The following is a 13,653-nucleotide window of genomic DNA, read 5'->3' as shown; positions in this document are numbered from 1 at the left end:
CCCCGGCCTTCGCCGGGGTGGTGCCAGCAGGCGCACGTTTCCCCACCCCCTCCCGTTTCCGCCCCCATCGCTGTACAGCACCCCGGATGACTCTCTTCCGCTACCTCGCCGCGTTCCTTCTCCTAGCCTCCGCGCTCCCAGCGATCGCGCAGGACGAGCCCAAGGTCGCAGCCGTCGCCGCCAGCCTCACCCAGGCGTCGACCGAGCTCCAGGCGATCGACGACGCCACCCCCGCCGCGCGCGACGACAAGGCGCGGCAGGCGTTGCGGGATCGCGCGCAGGTCGTGCAGACCACCGCCGCCGATGCGGTCCGCACGCTCACGCCCGAGATGGCGCTGGTCCAGGCGCGTGTCGCGGAACTCGGCGCCGCCACCCCCGGCGTCGTCGAGGCGCCCGAAATTCGCCAGCAACGCAAGCTCCTCGCGCAGAGCCAGTCGGCGATCGATTCCGCCATCAAGCGCGCGCGCCTGATCGGGATCGAGGCCAAGCAGCAGATCGACGACATCGGCGCGGCGGAGGCGGAGGAGCTCGGCCAGCAATTGTCCGAAAACACCGGTTCGCCGCTGTCGCCCGCGCTATGGGCGGCGATCGTCGATCACCTGCCGCGGGACACCGCGCGGCTGATGCGGTTCGCCAATGTCGAGATCCGACAGTTCGGCGCACGGTTCGACATGCGCGCCGGCACCGGTCTGCTCGTCGGGATACTCACCGCGCTGGTGTTGATCGTGCCGTTGCGGCGCTGGCTGCACGGCGTCGGCCGGCGCTACGCGACCGACCACGCGCCCGGCGGGCGGCTGCGGCGCTCGGCCTATGCGCTATGGCTCGTCGTGATCGGCACCGCGCTGCCGGGCCTCGCCGCCTGGGCGATCGTCGCGTCGCTGCGCTGGGCCGGGTTGGTCTCGCCAGCCTGGAGCCGGTTCGGCGCGATCTTCGTCGGGATCTCGTGGTTCTGCGCGTTCGTCTCGTCGCTCGGCGGCGCGCTGCTGTTGCGCGGCCAGTCGACGTGGCGCCTGTTGCCGATCGGCGACCCCGCGTCGCACGCGCTGCGGCCTTACACGTGGATGGCGGCCGGGTTGATCTTCTTCGGCCAGTTGCTGATCGCGACCAACGCGCTGATCGGCATCAGCGCGCCGGCATCGAGCGCCGCCAACGCAGTCGTCGCGCTGCTGCACATCGTCCTGATCGGCGCGGTCCTGGTGACCCTCGGACGCCTGCGCGCCGCCGCGCTGCCCGATCCGACGAAGCCCGCGCGCAATACCTTGCTGGCGATCGTCGCGACGATCGTCTGGCTGGTGCTGCTCGTCACGCTGGTCGCCGGGCTGGTCGGCTATGTGAACTTCGCGCTGAAGGTCGCGACGTGGCTGCTGTGGGGCGCAATCGTCGGTGCGACCTTGTACCTGATGATGACCTTCACCGACGATGCGTGCCGGACGTTGCTGTCGAGCGGCAACCGCCTCGGACGCTCGGCAAACAGCGGCTTCGGCGTCGACAACAAGACCGTCGACCAGATCGGCGTGCTGCTGTCGGCGGTATTGCGGCTGTTGCTGATCATGCTCGCGGTCGGCGCGGTGATGGCGCCGTTCGGGGCAGGCGTCGGCTCGGCGTTCGAGCTGTTCGGAACGGTCGCGAACGGCATCACGATCGGCCAGATCACGATCTCGCCGGGCGCGGTACTGCGCTCGATCGCGGTGCTGTTCGTCGCGCTCGCGATCATGCGCGGTCTGCAGCATTGGCTGGTGAACAGCTACCTCCCGACCACCGCGATGGATGCCGGCGCGCAGAATTCGGTGACGATGGTCGCGCGCTATGCCGGGATCATCGCCGCGGTGCTGTGGTCGCTCGGCGCTCTCGGCATCGGCATGGAGAAGCTGGCCGTGGTGCTCGGCGCGCTGTCGGTCGGCATCGGCTTCGGTCTTCAGGCGATCACGCAGAACTTCGTCTCGGGCCTGATCCTGCTCGCCGAGCGCCCGGTGAAGATCGGCGATCTCGTCCGGATCGGCAACATGGAGGGCGACGTGAAACGGATCAACGTCCGCTCGACCGAGATCCAGGTCGCGGATCGTTCGACGCTGATCGTGCCGAATTCCGAACTGATCACCAAGACGATCCAGAACATGACGCTGGCCGCGCCGATCGGCCGTATCCAGCTGCAATTCTCGGTACCGCTCGAGGAGGATCTGGACGCGGTGCGGACGATGCTGTTCGCGGCGTTCGCCGAGAAGCACGAGGTGCTCGACGATCCCGAGCCCAAGGTGTTCATCGACTCGATCGACGCCGGCCGAGCCAAGTTCAACTGCTTCGCCTACGTCGCGTCCCCCCGCGACGCGTACCCGATCCGCAGCGAACTGCTGTTCACCCTGCTCCGCCAGTTCCGCGAGGCCGGGATCGAGGTCGGCTCCACCGCGACCAAGATGGAACTGGTCGGTTCGCTGCCAGGCTCGCCCGTTGCCGATCCGAACGCCGATCAGAACCCCGATCAGAATAGGGTGTAGGGCAACGACACGCTGAAGCTCGACCCCGCCGCCATCGTCCCGCGGGGGCGGATCCGGACGTTGGTGACGGATCTCGGCGTGGTGGTCGGATCATAGGTCCAGCTGGTGCCGCCGTTCGACGAGAAATCGACGTCGTCGGTGGTGCTCGCAGGCGCGGCATAGGTCACTGCCAGCGACGATGCGGGCGATCCTTCCGCGGTGGTCACGAACGCGGGTGACGCGGTCCCGTCGCCGTCCAAGGCAACGGCCCCTCGCCCGGGGGTGGGCAGTACGACGTTGAGCGAGTTGGCATCGACCGGGATGATGTCGGTATTGGTCAGCGTGATCGTGGTCCGCTGTTTGCTGCCCGGGATCGAGCGCGGATTGTTCGTGGACGATATCGGGTCGTAGGTCGTGCGTGTGGTGATGACGACCGCGACGGGTCTCGACGTCACCACCATCGATACGGAGACGGTGGCGGTCACTGGCGTCGCGCTCTGCGTGTATCCGGTGCACACGACGGCGGAAAGCGACGTGCACAGGTTCCAGTCCCAGGCGAGTTTGAACGATCCCGTATAGGTCCCTGTGGCGAGGGTAGCGGTCGCCGATGGCTTTACGTAAATCTGCACGTTGCGCGTGCTGTTTCCAAGCAACCCGGCGAGGTTGATCAGGCTGCCCCTCAGATAGAAGAACCTGATGCCCGCTGCGATCGGGGTAGTGCCGCCGGCGTCTGCGGCAAGCACGTAGTCGGCGGTGTCGGTGCCGCCGGTCAGTTTCAGTTTGAAGTTGGTGGTGCTGGTCGCGGTCACGCTGAGGGTGTTGTTGCTGAGAAGGGACAACAGCGCATCCTGGCAATCGAATCCGGCGGAAACCCTGGCATAGGCTGCTGCGCTTTTCTGCAAAGCGGGCGAGGAATAGGTGCCAAGCGACGTGTTCGGAGTATCGCTGACGGTGCAGGCTGCCCAAGCGGAGCCCGGCATCACCATCGCCACGACGGCAAAGGCCAGCTTCCTGAATCCGGTCCGCAACGCTTCGCCCCTTTTACGACTGTCACCGTCAGCGGTATTCCCGCATTCGTTAATGCGTTTTGAAGAACCGGAAACGGGTGTTTTCGTTTGTCGAAACGACACGCGTTGGTCTTGCGAAGCCTCGCAAAACGTTCACAACGCGGCGATGACGATCATTCCTTCGCGATACCGCGCCCCATGAGCGCCCACGCCGAAACGACGCGCTCCAGCACGATCCTGATTGCGAGCGTCGCCACCGCCGCGCTCTCGGGCCTGTTGTTCGGTTTCGACACCGCGGTCATCGCGGGCGTCACCGGCGCCTTGAAGGCCAAGTTCGCGCTCAGCGAGGCGTGGCTCGGCTTCACCGTCTCGTCGGCCCTCTGGGGTACGCTGATCGGCGCGCTGTTCGTCGGTATGCCCGGCGATCGCTACGGCAGTCGCAACGTACTGCGGATGCTCGCCTTCCTGTACGTCGTCACAGCGCTCGGCTGCGCGCTGGCGTGGAACTGGCACAGCTTCCTCGGCTTCCGCTTCATCAACGGCATCGCGATCGGCGGCTCGTCGGTGCTCGCGCCTGCCTATATCGCCGAGCTCGCGCCACCGGCTCAGCGCGGCAAGATGGTCGGCGGGTTCCAGTTCGCGGTGATCCTCGGCATCCTGCTCGCCTATGTCTCGAACGCGGTCATCGGTTCGCTCGATCTCGGCGATGTCGAGTGGCGGTGGAAGCTCGGGATCGTCGCGGCGCCGTCGCTGGTGTTCTTCGCGCTGCTGTTCCGTATCCCTAATTCGCCGCGCTGGCTGCTCGCCAAGGGCCGTGACGTCGAGGCGAAGCAGGTGCTCGCGCTCGTCGGCATGAGCCCCGACGTCGCGCGGGCCGAGCTGAATGCGCCCAAGGGCGAGGCGTCGCTCTCCTGGTCGCGCCACCGCAAGCCGATCACGCTCGCCTTCCTGGTCGCGATGTTCAACCAGTTCAGCGGCATCAACGCGTTCCTCTATTACCTCAACGACATCTTCAAGGCGTCGGGCGGCAGCCTCTCGCCCGATCTCCAGGCGGTGATGATCGGTGTCGCCAACATGGTCTTTACGCTGCTCGGCATGCTGCTCATCGACCGGATCGGCCGCCGCACGCTGCTGCTGTGGGGCTCGGCCGGCATGACCGCGGCGCTTACCGTCGGCGGACTCGCGCTGCTGGGCGTATTGCCCAACTGGCTGCTGCTGCCGTCGCTGATCGTCTTCATCATGTTCTTCGCCCCCGGTTCGGGCGCGGTGATCTGGGTCTATATCTCGGAGGTATTCCCGCAGAACGTCCGCGCGCGCGGGTCGAGCATCGGCTCGTCGAGCCACTGGGGCTGGAACGCGGCGATCGCGCAGGTCTTCCCCGTAGCCGCGGCATGGTCCGCAGGCGCGCCGTTCCTGTTCTTCGCGGCAATGATGGCGGTCCAGTTCGTGACCGTGTTCTTCTATTTCCCAGAGACGAAGGGCGTGCCGCTGGAGGACATGGAAGCGCATATGTCGCGATAAGCGGCGGGTGCGACGAAAGCGCCGCGGAACGGGCACAATCCTGCGACAATTGCCGCCTAATCGACACGCTCGATCATCGGGGTGGAATGGGTATGCGTAGTTTGGGTCTGGTTCTGGCAGTGAGCATGCCCGCAATGGTGGCCGCGCAACAGGCACCGTCGTCGCCCGCCGCTACCTCCGCCGCCACTACCTCCGCCGACGCTGCCGCCGCCGACGCTGCCGCCGCCGACGCGCAGGCATCGGAGCAGGACGAGGGCGCCGAATCCGGTGAATCCGAGGAGATCGTCGTCACGGGTTCGCGGAAACTCCCCGGCGCAGTGGTCGGCGACATCCCGCCCGACCAGACGCTGGGCCAGGCCGAGATCCGATCCTACGGCGTCTCCACGGTATCCGACCTGCTTAACGAACTCAGTCCGCAGACCACCAGCGGTCGCGGCAGCGGCGGTGCGCCCGTCGTCCTGCTCAACGGCCGCCGCATCTCCAGCTTCAGCGAAATCCGCGACATCCCGACCGAGGCGATTCAGCGCGTCGAGATCCTGCCCGAGGAGGTCGCGCTCAAATACGGCTATCGCGCCGACCAGAAGGTCGTGAACTTCGTCCTGCGCCGCCGCTTTCGTGCGGTGACCGCAGAGGCCGTCGACGCCCAGGCGACTGATGGTGGCGGCAATACCCCGAAGGGCTCGCTCGACCTGCTCAACATCGCGCGAGATCGCCGCCTGAACCTGCATGCCGAATACACGTCGAGCGAGCCGCTGACCGAATCGCAGCGCGATATCCTCCAGCCGGATCGAACCGCGAACAGCGCGCTCGGCGCGGATGGCAGTGTCGTCGACCAGCGGCCGTTCCGCACGCTCCAGTCCGCGACCAGCACCTTCACCGCGAACAGCGTGTATGCGCGCGACATCTTCGGCAATATCGGCGCGACGATCAACGGCCGCCTCGAATCGACCGACAGCCGCAGCCTCAACGGACTGCCCTTCGTCACACTGAATCAGCCGAACAGCACCCCCATCAACCGCGCGCTCGAGGACGATGGCGTCCTGCCGCTGACCCAGCGTACCTCGTCGATCGCCACGCATCTCGGCACCACGCTCAACGGCGATGTCGGCACGTGGCGCTGGAACGTGACGGGCAATTACGACCGCAGCGACACGCAGACCTTCACCGAGACCGGCCTCGACGCGAGCGACTTCAATGCCCGCATCGGTGCCGGCGATCTGACCGCGAACCCGCTCGGCCGCCTCCGCGCGAGTGACTTCGGCGCGCTGCCGGGCAACCGTGCCTACGCGTCGCAGAGCACCGGCGGAGTCGACGCGGTCGCGAACGGCACCCTGTTCTCGATGCCCGCCGGCGCGGTGTCGACGACGATCAAGCTCGGCGCCGAGACCGCCGACTTCAAAAGCCGCTCGTATCGCACCATCAACCTGGTCGGCGTCGATACGCAGGGCCGGGTCTCGCGCGATACGGTCAACGGACAGGTCAATGTCGACGTGCCGCTGACGAGCCGGTCCAAGGACGTGCTGCCGTTCCTCGGCACGCTGTCCGCGAACTTCAACCTCGCCGAGGATCATCTGTCGGACTTCGGGACGCTGCAGACGCTCGGCTACGGCGCGAACTGGTCGCCGATCGAGGGCGTTCGCGTGATCGCCTCGGTGACCGACACGGACGAGGCGCCGACCGCGCAGCAGCTTGGTAACCCGTCGATCACCACGCCCAACGTCCGCGTGTTCGACTATGTGCGCGGCGAAACCGCGACCGTTACGACGATCAGCGGCGGCAATCCCGGGCTGATCGCGGACAACAAACACGTCAAGAAAGTCGGGCTTACCCTGAAGCCCTGGTCCGCGAAGACCCTGTCGATCACCGCCAACTATGTCGAGAGCCGGGTCGACAACCCGATCGCGGCCTTCCCCGCAGCGACCGCGGCGATCGAGGCGGCGTTCCCCGATCGGTTCCAGCGCGACGCAGGCGGCGCGCTATTGCAGGTCGATCGCCGCCCGATCAATTTCGCCCGCAGCGACCGCTCCGAACTGCGCTGGGGGATCAACTTCTCCGCACCGCTCAAATCGAAGGTCCAGCGCGAGCTGGAGGCATACCGTGCCGGCACCGGCCCCAACCCGTTCGAGGGCTTGCAACCGCCCGGTGGCGCGCGCCGTCCCGGTGGTGCGGGCGCTGATAGGCCGCGTGGCGACGGTGCGCGGGCCGGTGGCGGTCCCGGCGGCGGCAGTCCAGGCGGTGGCGGCGGCGGCGGTCGTGGCTTCGGTGGCGGCGGGCGCGGCGGGCAGGCCGGTGGTCGCGTCCAGTTCGCGGTCTACCACACCTGGCACTTCACCGACCGCGTCCTCGTCGCAGACGGCGGCCCGAGCCTGAACCTGCTCGACGGTGACGCGATCGGCAACAACGGCGGGCAGGCACGGCACGAACTGGAGGCGCAGGCGGGCTACACGAACAACGGCCTCGGCGCGCGAATCTCCGCCAACTACGCGACCGGCACGCGCGTCGACGGCGGCACGATCGCGGCACCCGAGACGCTCAACTTCGGCGGCCTCGCCACCGCCAACTTGCGGCTGTTCGCCGATCTCGGCCAGCGGCTTGAATGGGTAAAGGCGCATCCGTGGCTGCGTGGCACGCGCATCAGCCTGTCGGTGAACAACGTCTTCAACACCCGCCAGCGCGTCACCGACGCGACCGGCGTGGTGCCTAACACCTACCAGCCAGACTATCTCGACCCGCTCGGTCGCACCGTTCGCCTCAGCATCAGGAAGTTGTTCTAGGACGCGGCCGGCGTCCCCCGCGAGCGCCGGCCAGCGCCCCAGTCCACTCGAAATCGATATATCTATCCTGTTGCCCGGCGACGAAGCGCGCTTATGGTGCGACGATATCGTCCGACACCGAGGGTAATGTTCGCCTATGACTTTGAAATTGACCGCGCTTGCCGGCGTCGCTGCAATCGCTCTCGTCTCGCCCGCAGCCGGTCAGGGTCAGCGCCCGGCGGCGACCGCGGCGAAGCCCGCGCCGGTCGCGGATCTGGTCAAGTCGGTCGACATTCCCTACCAGCAGTTCACGCTGAAGAACGGCTTGCGCGTCGTCGTGCACACCGATCGCAAGGCGCCCGTGGTGGCGGTTTCGGTCTGGTACAACGTCGGCTCGAAGTTCGAGCCCAAGGGCAAGACCGGCTTCGCGCATCTGTTCGAGCATCTGATGTTCAACGGCTCCGAGAACGCCCCCGGCGATTTCTTCGAACCCTTGAAACAGGTCGGCGCGACCGACTTCAACGGCACCACCTATTATGATCGCACCAATTATTTCGAGACGGTGCCAACTGCGGCACTCGACCGCGCGCTGTTCCTCGAATCCGACCGCATGGGCTATCTCACCGGCGCGATCACGCAGGGTGTGCTCGACGAGCAACGCGGCGTCGTCCAGAACGAAAAGCGCCAGGGCGACAACCAGCCCTATGGCCTGAAAGAGTACAAGATCACCGAGGGGCTGTTCCCCGCGACGCATCCCTACGGCCACACCACGATCGGCTCGATGGAGGATCTCGATGCGGCGTCGCTCCAGACGGTGAAGGACTGGTTCAAGGATCATTACGGCCCGAACAACGCGGTGCTGGTGCTTGCCGGCGACGTCGACACGGCCACGGCAAAGCGGCTCGCCGAGAAGTATTTCGGCGGCATCCCCAGGGGCGCGGAGAGCATCGTCCCACCCGCACCGATCCCGACGCTGCCGGCACCGGTGAGCGAGACGATCAAGGACCGCGTCGCCGCGGTGATGATCAGCCGCAACTGGGTGGTCCCCGGCCTCAACGACAAGGACGGCACCGCGCTCAGCGTCGCGGCGGGCGTGCTCGGCGGTCTGGCGAGCAGCCGGTTCGACACCGCGCTGGTCAAGAAGGAGAAGCTGGTCACGCGCATTTCCGCCTCGAACAACAGCTTCAGCCAGCTCGGCATGTTCGAGATCCAGGCGATCGTCCGGCAGGGTGTCGATCCGGCGCTGGTGACCAAGCGGATCGACGAGATCCTCGCGGACTTCCTGAAGAACGGCCCGACCGCCGACGAGGTCGGCCGCGTCGCGACGACGACCGCGGCTCGCACGATGGAAGGGCTCGAATCGGTCGGTGGCTTCGGCGGCGAGGCGGTGACGCTGGCCGAGGGTGCGCTCTATTCGAACGATCCCGGCTACTACAAGAAACAGCTGCTGCAACTGGCGGCCGAGACACCCGCGAGCGTGAAGGCCGCCGCGGCGAAGTGGCTCTCGCGTCCCGCCTATTCGCTGACCGTCGTGCCCGGGCCGCGCGATGCCTATGCCAACGCGGTCGTGCCGCCCAAGGTCGACGTCGTGCCCGCACCCGAGGCGCCGCCAAAGGGCACGCGAGGACCGTTGCCCGGCGTCGGCACCGTCGCCGGCCTGAGCTTCCCGACCGTCGAGCGCACGCGCCTCGCGAACGGTATCGAAGTGGTCTACGCACAGCGTACCGCGGTGCCGGTGACGCAGGCGGTATTGAGCTTCGACGCCGGTACCGCGGCCGACGTCGCGGACAAGCTCGGGACGCAGCAGCTGACGCTGGCTATGATGGACGAGGGCACGCCGACCCGCGATTCGGTTGCGCTGGCCGAGGCCAAGGAGCGGCTCGGCGCGGATATCGGCTCGGGGGCGTCGAGCGACCGGACCTTCCTGTCGTTGCAGGTGCCGAGCGCCAACCTCGCGCCGGCGATCGACCTGTTCGCGGACATCGCGCAGAACCCGGCCTTCGCCGATGCCGAGGTCGCCCGCGTGAAGAATCAGCAGCTCGCGCAGATTTCGCAAGAGCTGACCAGCCCGGGTGGGATCTACGCGCGCGTAATGCCGCCGCTGCTCCAGGGGCCGACTTCGCCCTATGCCAAGGCGATCGGCAGCGGCGATCCGAAGGCGGTCGCTTCGCTGACCCGGTCGGACCTGGTCGCGTTCCAGCACGCATGGTTGCGGCCCGACAAGGCGAAGATCTTCGTCGTCAGCGATCGTCCGCTCCCGGAGGTGAAGGCGGCGCTCGACGGTCGGTTCGGCACGTGGACGCCGACCGGCGCGGCTGGCGCGAAGGTGTTCCCGGCGACGGTCACGCCATCGGGGCCGAAGATCGTGCTGGTCGATCGGCCGGACAGCCCGCAATCGGCGATCTTTGCCGGCATCCCGACCGGCCTGAAGGGCACGCAGGACCTGTTGCCGATCGCGACCGCGAACGATGCGCTCGGCGGCAGCTTCCTCGGCCGCGTCAACATGGACCTGCGCGAGACCAAGCATTGGTCCTACGGCGTGTCGGGGCGATTCCAGCAGGTCGAGAACGCCGCGCCCTACATCCTGTCGGCGCCGGTGCAGGCGGATCAGACCGGTCCGTCGATCGCGGCCCTGCGCAGCGATATCGGTGCGTTCCTCGGCAAGGAGCCGATGACGCAGGTCGAGTTCGATCGTGCGATCAACGGCGCGATCCGGTCGCTGTCGGGCAATTTCGAAACGTCCGATGCCGTGTTGAGCGCGATGCAGCAGAACGACCTTCTGAAGCGGCCTGACAATTACTACGCGACGATCACGCAGCGTTACCAAGGGCTTACCCTGCCGCAGCTCAACACGGCGATCCAGCAGGCGATCGATCCGAAGAAGACGATCTGGGTCGTGGTCGGCGATGCGAAGACGGTGCGGCCACAGCTTGACAGCATCGGCCTGCCAGTCGAGGTCATTCCCGCGGCGTCGGTTGCCGACGCCAAATAACTTTCAGAGCCCCGGCGTTCGGGGCGGTAATTCAGGAGAGAAAGCAATGGCAAACGTCGATGGCAGCTGGGATTGCGTAGTCAAATCGCCGCTGGGCGACCAGAAGATGACGCTGACCGTGAACAGCGCCGGCAGCACGTTTACCGGTGCGGTGTCGGGTGCGATGGGCGGCATGGACGTCACCGGTGACGTCGATGGCGACACGATCACCTGGAAGCAGAGCATGACCGTGCCGATGCCGATGACGCTCGACTGCAAGGCGACCGTCGAGGATGACGTCCTCAAGGGCAGCGTCGCGGCGGGTGCGTTCGGCAGCTTCCCGCTGACCGGCACGCGGACAGCCTGACGCTTTCCAGCCGATGACGAATCAGCTCGCCGTTCCGACCGGAACGGCGAGCTTTTTTGTGTCCGTTCCTTTCCGAACTCGAAGCCGTGATCCCCGCGAGAGCCGCAATTTCGTCGATGACTCCTCCCCGTTACCGCGTTGCAATCGCTCGTTAAACTGTAAAAAAACTCTTCATCGACACGGTGTAACTGCTTCTTAGGAGGCTGTACGCCAGGGTCTGCGGCACAACAGACCGGATCGCCGATGATACGCCTCCCCCTGATCGCGCCGAACCCGCCCCGTCTGAGCGAACACCTCGATGCGTTGCGCCGGGTCGAGGCGTCGGGCGTGTTCAGCAACAACGGTCCCGAGGTTCGCGCGTTCGAGGCCGGGGTCACCGCCGGGACGCCGACCTGGTGATCGCGGCGCTCGGCTATCGACCGATCGCAATGCCCATCGCCGACCGCGACGGCGTGCAGATCCCGCTCGCCGCGCATGATGGCGAGCCGATGGTCGACCGTCATTGCCGGATCGTCGACGCCGACGGCACGCCGATCCCGGGCCTTTACGGTCTAGGCCTCGCCGCGGGTTTCGTACCGTGGGCCCCGCTGGGCGGCGAATGTAGTTTTACCGGGCAGGCCAACGGTTTGTGGCTGTGGCAAAACGATGTGGGGCTGATGATCGTGGATCAGGTGATGGCATCGAAAGCCATGGCGGCAGCGTGACGTCGAGCGATGGAACAGCCGATCCCGCCGTCAGCGTCGTGATGGCCCGCGTATAACGGCGCCGGTTTGATCGGAGAGACGCTCGCCAGCCTCCAGGCGCAGACCTTCGCCGATTTCGAGGTGATCGTCGTCGACGACTGCTCGACCGACGATACGCGCGACGTGGTGCGTGCCTGGCCCGATCCGCGCGTCCGACTGGTCAAGGTGGCGAGGAACGGCGGCCCGGTGCTCGCCCGCAATCGCGGGTTCGCCGAGGCGCGCGGGTGCTATATCGCCGCGCTGGATCACGACGACATCTGTCGCCCCGATCGCTTGGCCCGTCAGGTCGCGTATCTCGACGCGCATCCCGGAACCGTGTTGCTGGGCACCGGCGCCGAACTTCTCACCCAAGGCGTCGTCGCCCCGTCGCGCTACGCGCCGACCACGACGCCCGCGCTGGTCGCGTGGCTGACCTGTATCGAGAACCCGCTGGTCTGGTCGTCGACGATGATGCGGACGGAGGTGGCCCGGCGGCTCGATCCGGTGACCCGGCCCGAGCTGCTCTATGCCGAGGATTTCGACCTGTATCAGCGGATCCAGCATTTCGGGGCGATCGCCCGGCTCGACGAGGCGCTGGTGCTGTACCGCGTCCATCCGGGCGGCGTATTGAAGCGCTTCGTCGACACGATGGAGGCCGCCTCGGTCCGCGTCCTGACCGAACGCTATGCCCGGTTGTTCGACGATCGTGCCGAACGGGTCGCGCAGTTGATCGTGCTGCACAACATGGCCAAGCGGCCCGTCCCCGATCGCGCCGCGCTGGCGATGCTCGGCAGTGCATTGAGCGTGATCCAGGCGGACTTTCTCGCGACGCAGGACTGTTCTGCACACGACATCCGCCTGATCCGCTGTGAGACCGCGCGGCGCTGGGGCGACATCGGACGTGCTGGCGGTCCGCCCCGATCATCTCGGGCTCGGCTACGCCGGACTGGAGGCGTTGCTGTGGTCGGGCGTCATCGGCGGCGTAAGGCGCGCGCGCCGCAGGATAGAACAGAGCCGGATGGCCCAGACCGCCGGGTAGACCGCGGTCCGGGCCGGTATCTCAGACCTTCGCGGCGTAGATCATCCGGCCGGCACCGAGGCGTGCGAACACCTGGTCCAGGTCACGTTCGCCGACCGCGAAGCAGCCCTGGCTGCGACCGAGCATGCCATGGCTCTCGATCATGTCCTTGTTGGCGTACCACGCCGAATGCACGACGATCGCACGGTCGAGCGCGTTGTTGTTGGTCGGATCGAGCCCGATCAGGCGCTGCGAGCGACCATGCTTGCCGACGTAATAATCGTCCGTGACGAACGCGCCCTCGGACGAGGCGTTCGAGCCGAAGCGGTTCGAGAAGCGCTCCAGATACCCGGTATGCGCCGGATCCGACCCGCTGCCATGCGCGACCAGCAACGACGTGCTGCGCCCGCTGGCGAGGTCGATGAAGTGGAAGCGCGGCTTGCCCGACGGTGCCGCGAAATCGGCGATCGCGATCCGGTCGTGATGCTGGATGCGGCTGCCGTGGCGGCTGAGCGATGCCATCGCCTGGCGCAGCAGGTCGGGCCGAACCACCTTCGGCGACGTGACCGCGACCGTGGTGCGCGGCAGCGGCGGCTGCGTCATCGGCTTCAGATCGCGTGCCGTCAGTGGCCGCGAGAAGCGAGTCGTTGCGGATACCGCACCTGGCACCGCCAGAGCCCCCGCCAATACCAAACTATTCTTCAGAAGCGCGCGTCGTTCGCGCACAAGACCTTGCTCGTCGTGCATCGATTTTCCCGAAATTGCCCCGTTTCTTGCAACATCGTATAGCTGATTTTTTGTAAATATTCTGCAACCATTTCCA

At 66.7% G+C, this 13,653-nt stretch carries 10 protein-coding genes and 1 pseudogene; 9 read left to right on the top strand and 2 right to left on the bottom strand.

Annotation, left to right across the window (positions count from 1 at the left end):
• Positions 1–86 precede the first annotated feature (86 nt).
• On the top strand, positions 87–2,492 hold the full coding sequence (locus QFZ54_RS12110; RefSeq protein ID WP_307087409.1) for a DUF3772 domain-containing protein: 2,406 nt from the start codon (positions 87–89) through the stop codon (positions 2,490–2,492).
• On the opposite strand, the gene QFZ54_RS12105 is transcribed toward QFZ54_RS12110, so the two are convergent.
• Complete coding sequence (locus QFZ54_RS12105) at positions 2,477–3,499, bottom strand: spore coat protein U domain-containing protein (RefSeq protein ID WP_307087406.1); 1,023 nt, start codon at positions 3,497–3,499, stop codon at positions 2,477–2,479. The genes QFZ54_RS12110 and QFZ54_RS12105 overlap by 16 nt on opposite strands.
• 177 nt (positions 3,500–3,676) lie before the next feature.
• Here QFZ54_RS12105 and QFZ54_RS12100 point away from each other — a divergent pair, with 177 nt between their 5' ends.
• The 8 genes and pseudogenes from QFZ54_RS12100 (at position 3,677) to QFZ54_RS12065 (ending at position 12,851) form a co-directional block, all read left to right on the top strand.
• Positions 3,677–4,999, top strand: coding sequence for a sugar porter family MFS transporter (locus QFZ54_RS12100; RefSeq protein ID WP_307087404.1), 1,323 nt, complete (start codon positions 3,677–3,679; stop codon positions 4,997–4,999).
• A gap of 92 nt (positions 5,000–5,091) precedes the next feature.
• The gene (locus tag QFZ54_RS12095; RefSeq protein WP_307087402.1) at positions 5,092–7,773 is read left to right on the top strand and encodes a TonB-dependent receptor; all 2,682 of its coding nucleotides are present in this window, start codon (positions 5,092–5,094) and stop codon (positions 7,771–7,773) included.
• A 136-nt stretch (positions 7,774–7,909) separates the two neighbouring features.
• A complete protein-coding gene (locus QFZ54_RS12090; RefSeq protein ID WP_307087400.1) occupies positions 7,910–10,744 on the top strand; it encodes a M16 family metallopeptidase in 2,835 nt (944 codons plus the stop codon).
• A 46-nt stretch (positions 10,745–10,790) separates the two neighbouring features.
• Complete coding sequence (locus tag QFZ54_RS12085) at positions 10,791–11,090, top strand: hypothetical protein (protein WP_060525867.1); 300 nt, start codon at positions 10,791–10,793, stop codon at positions 11,088–11,090.
• Positions 11,091–11,333: 243 nt separating this feature from the next.
• Positions 11,334–11,489 (top strand): hypothetical protein, encoded by a 156-nt coding sequence (locus tag QFZ54_RS12080; RefSeq protein ID WP_307087398.1) that lies wholly within the window; start codon positions 11,334–11,336, stop codon positions 11,487–11,489.
• Positions 11,486–11,794, top strand: a complete 309-nt coding sequence (locus tag QFZ54_RS12075) for a hypothetical protein (protein WP_373458511.1) — start codon at positions 11,486–11,488, stop codon at positions 11,792–11,794. The genes QFZ54_RS12080 and QFZ54_RS12075 overlap by 4 nt, the downstream gene beginning before the upstream one ends.
• 66 nt (positions 11,795–11,860) lie before the next feature.
• Positions 11,861–12,301: pseudogene (locus tag QFZ54_RS12070) on the top strand (glycosyltransferase family 2 protein); the annotation flags it as partial.
• 379 nt (positions 12,302–12,680) lie between these two features.
• The gene (locus QFZ54_RS12065) at positions 12,681–12,851 is read left to right on the top strand and encodes a hypothetical protein (protein ID WP_307089546.1); all 171 of its coding nucleotides are present in this window, start codon (positions 12,681–12,683) and stop codon (positions 12,849–12,851) included.
• A 21-nt stretch (positions 12,852–12,872) separates the two neighbouring features.
• Here the strand turns inward: QFZ54_RS12065 and QFZ54_RS12060 are convergent, their stop codons facing one another.
• Positions 12,873–13,577, bottom strand: a complete 705-nt coding sequence (locus QFZ54_RS12060) for a murein L,D-transpeptidase catalytic domain family protein (RefSeq protein WP_307087396.1) — start codon at positions 13,575–13,577, stop codon at positions 12,873–12,875.
• Positions 13,578–13,653: the final 76 nt, after the last annotated feature.

The sequence above is a fragment of the Sphingomonas faeni genome, from assembly GCF_030817315.1.
In the GTDB taxonomy this organism is placed as follows: domain Bacteria; phylum Pseudomonadota; class Alphaproteobacteria; order Sphingomonadales; family Sphingomonadaceae; genus Sphingomonas; species Sphingomonas faeni_C.
This window is presented reverse-complemented; position numbering and strand designations above follow the sequence as displayed.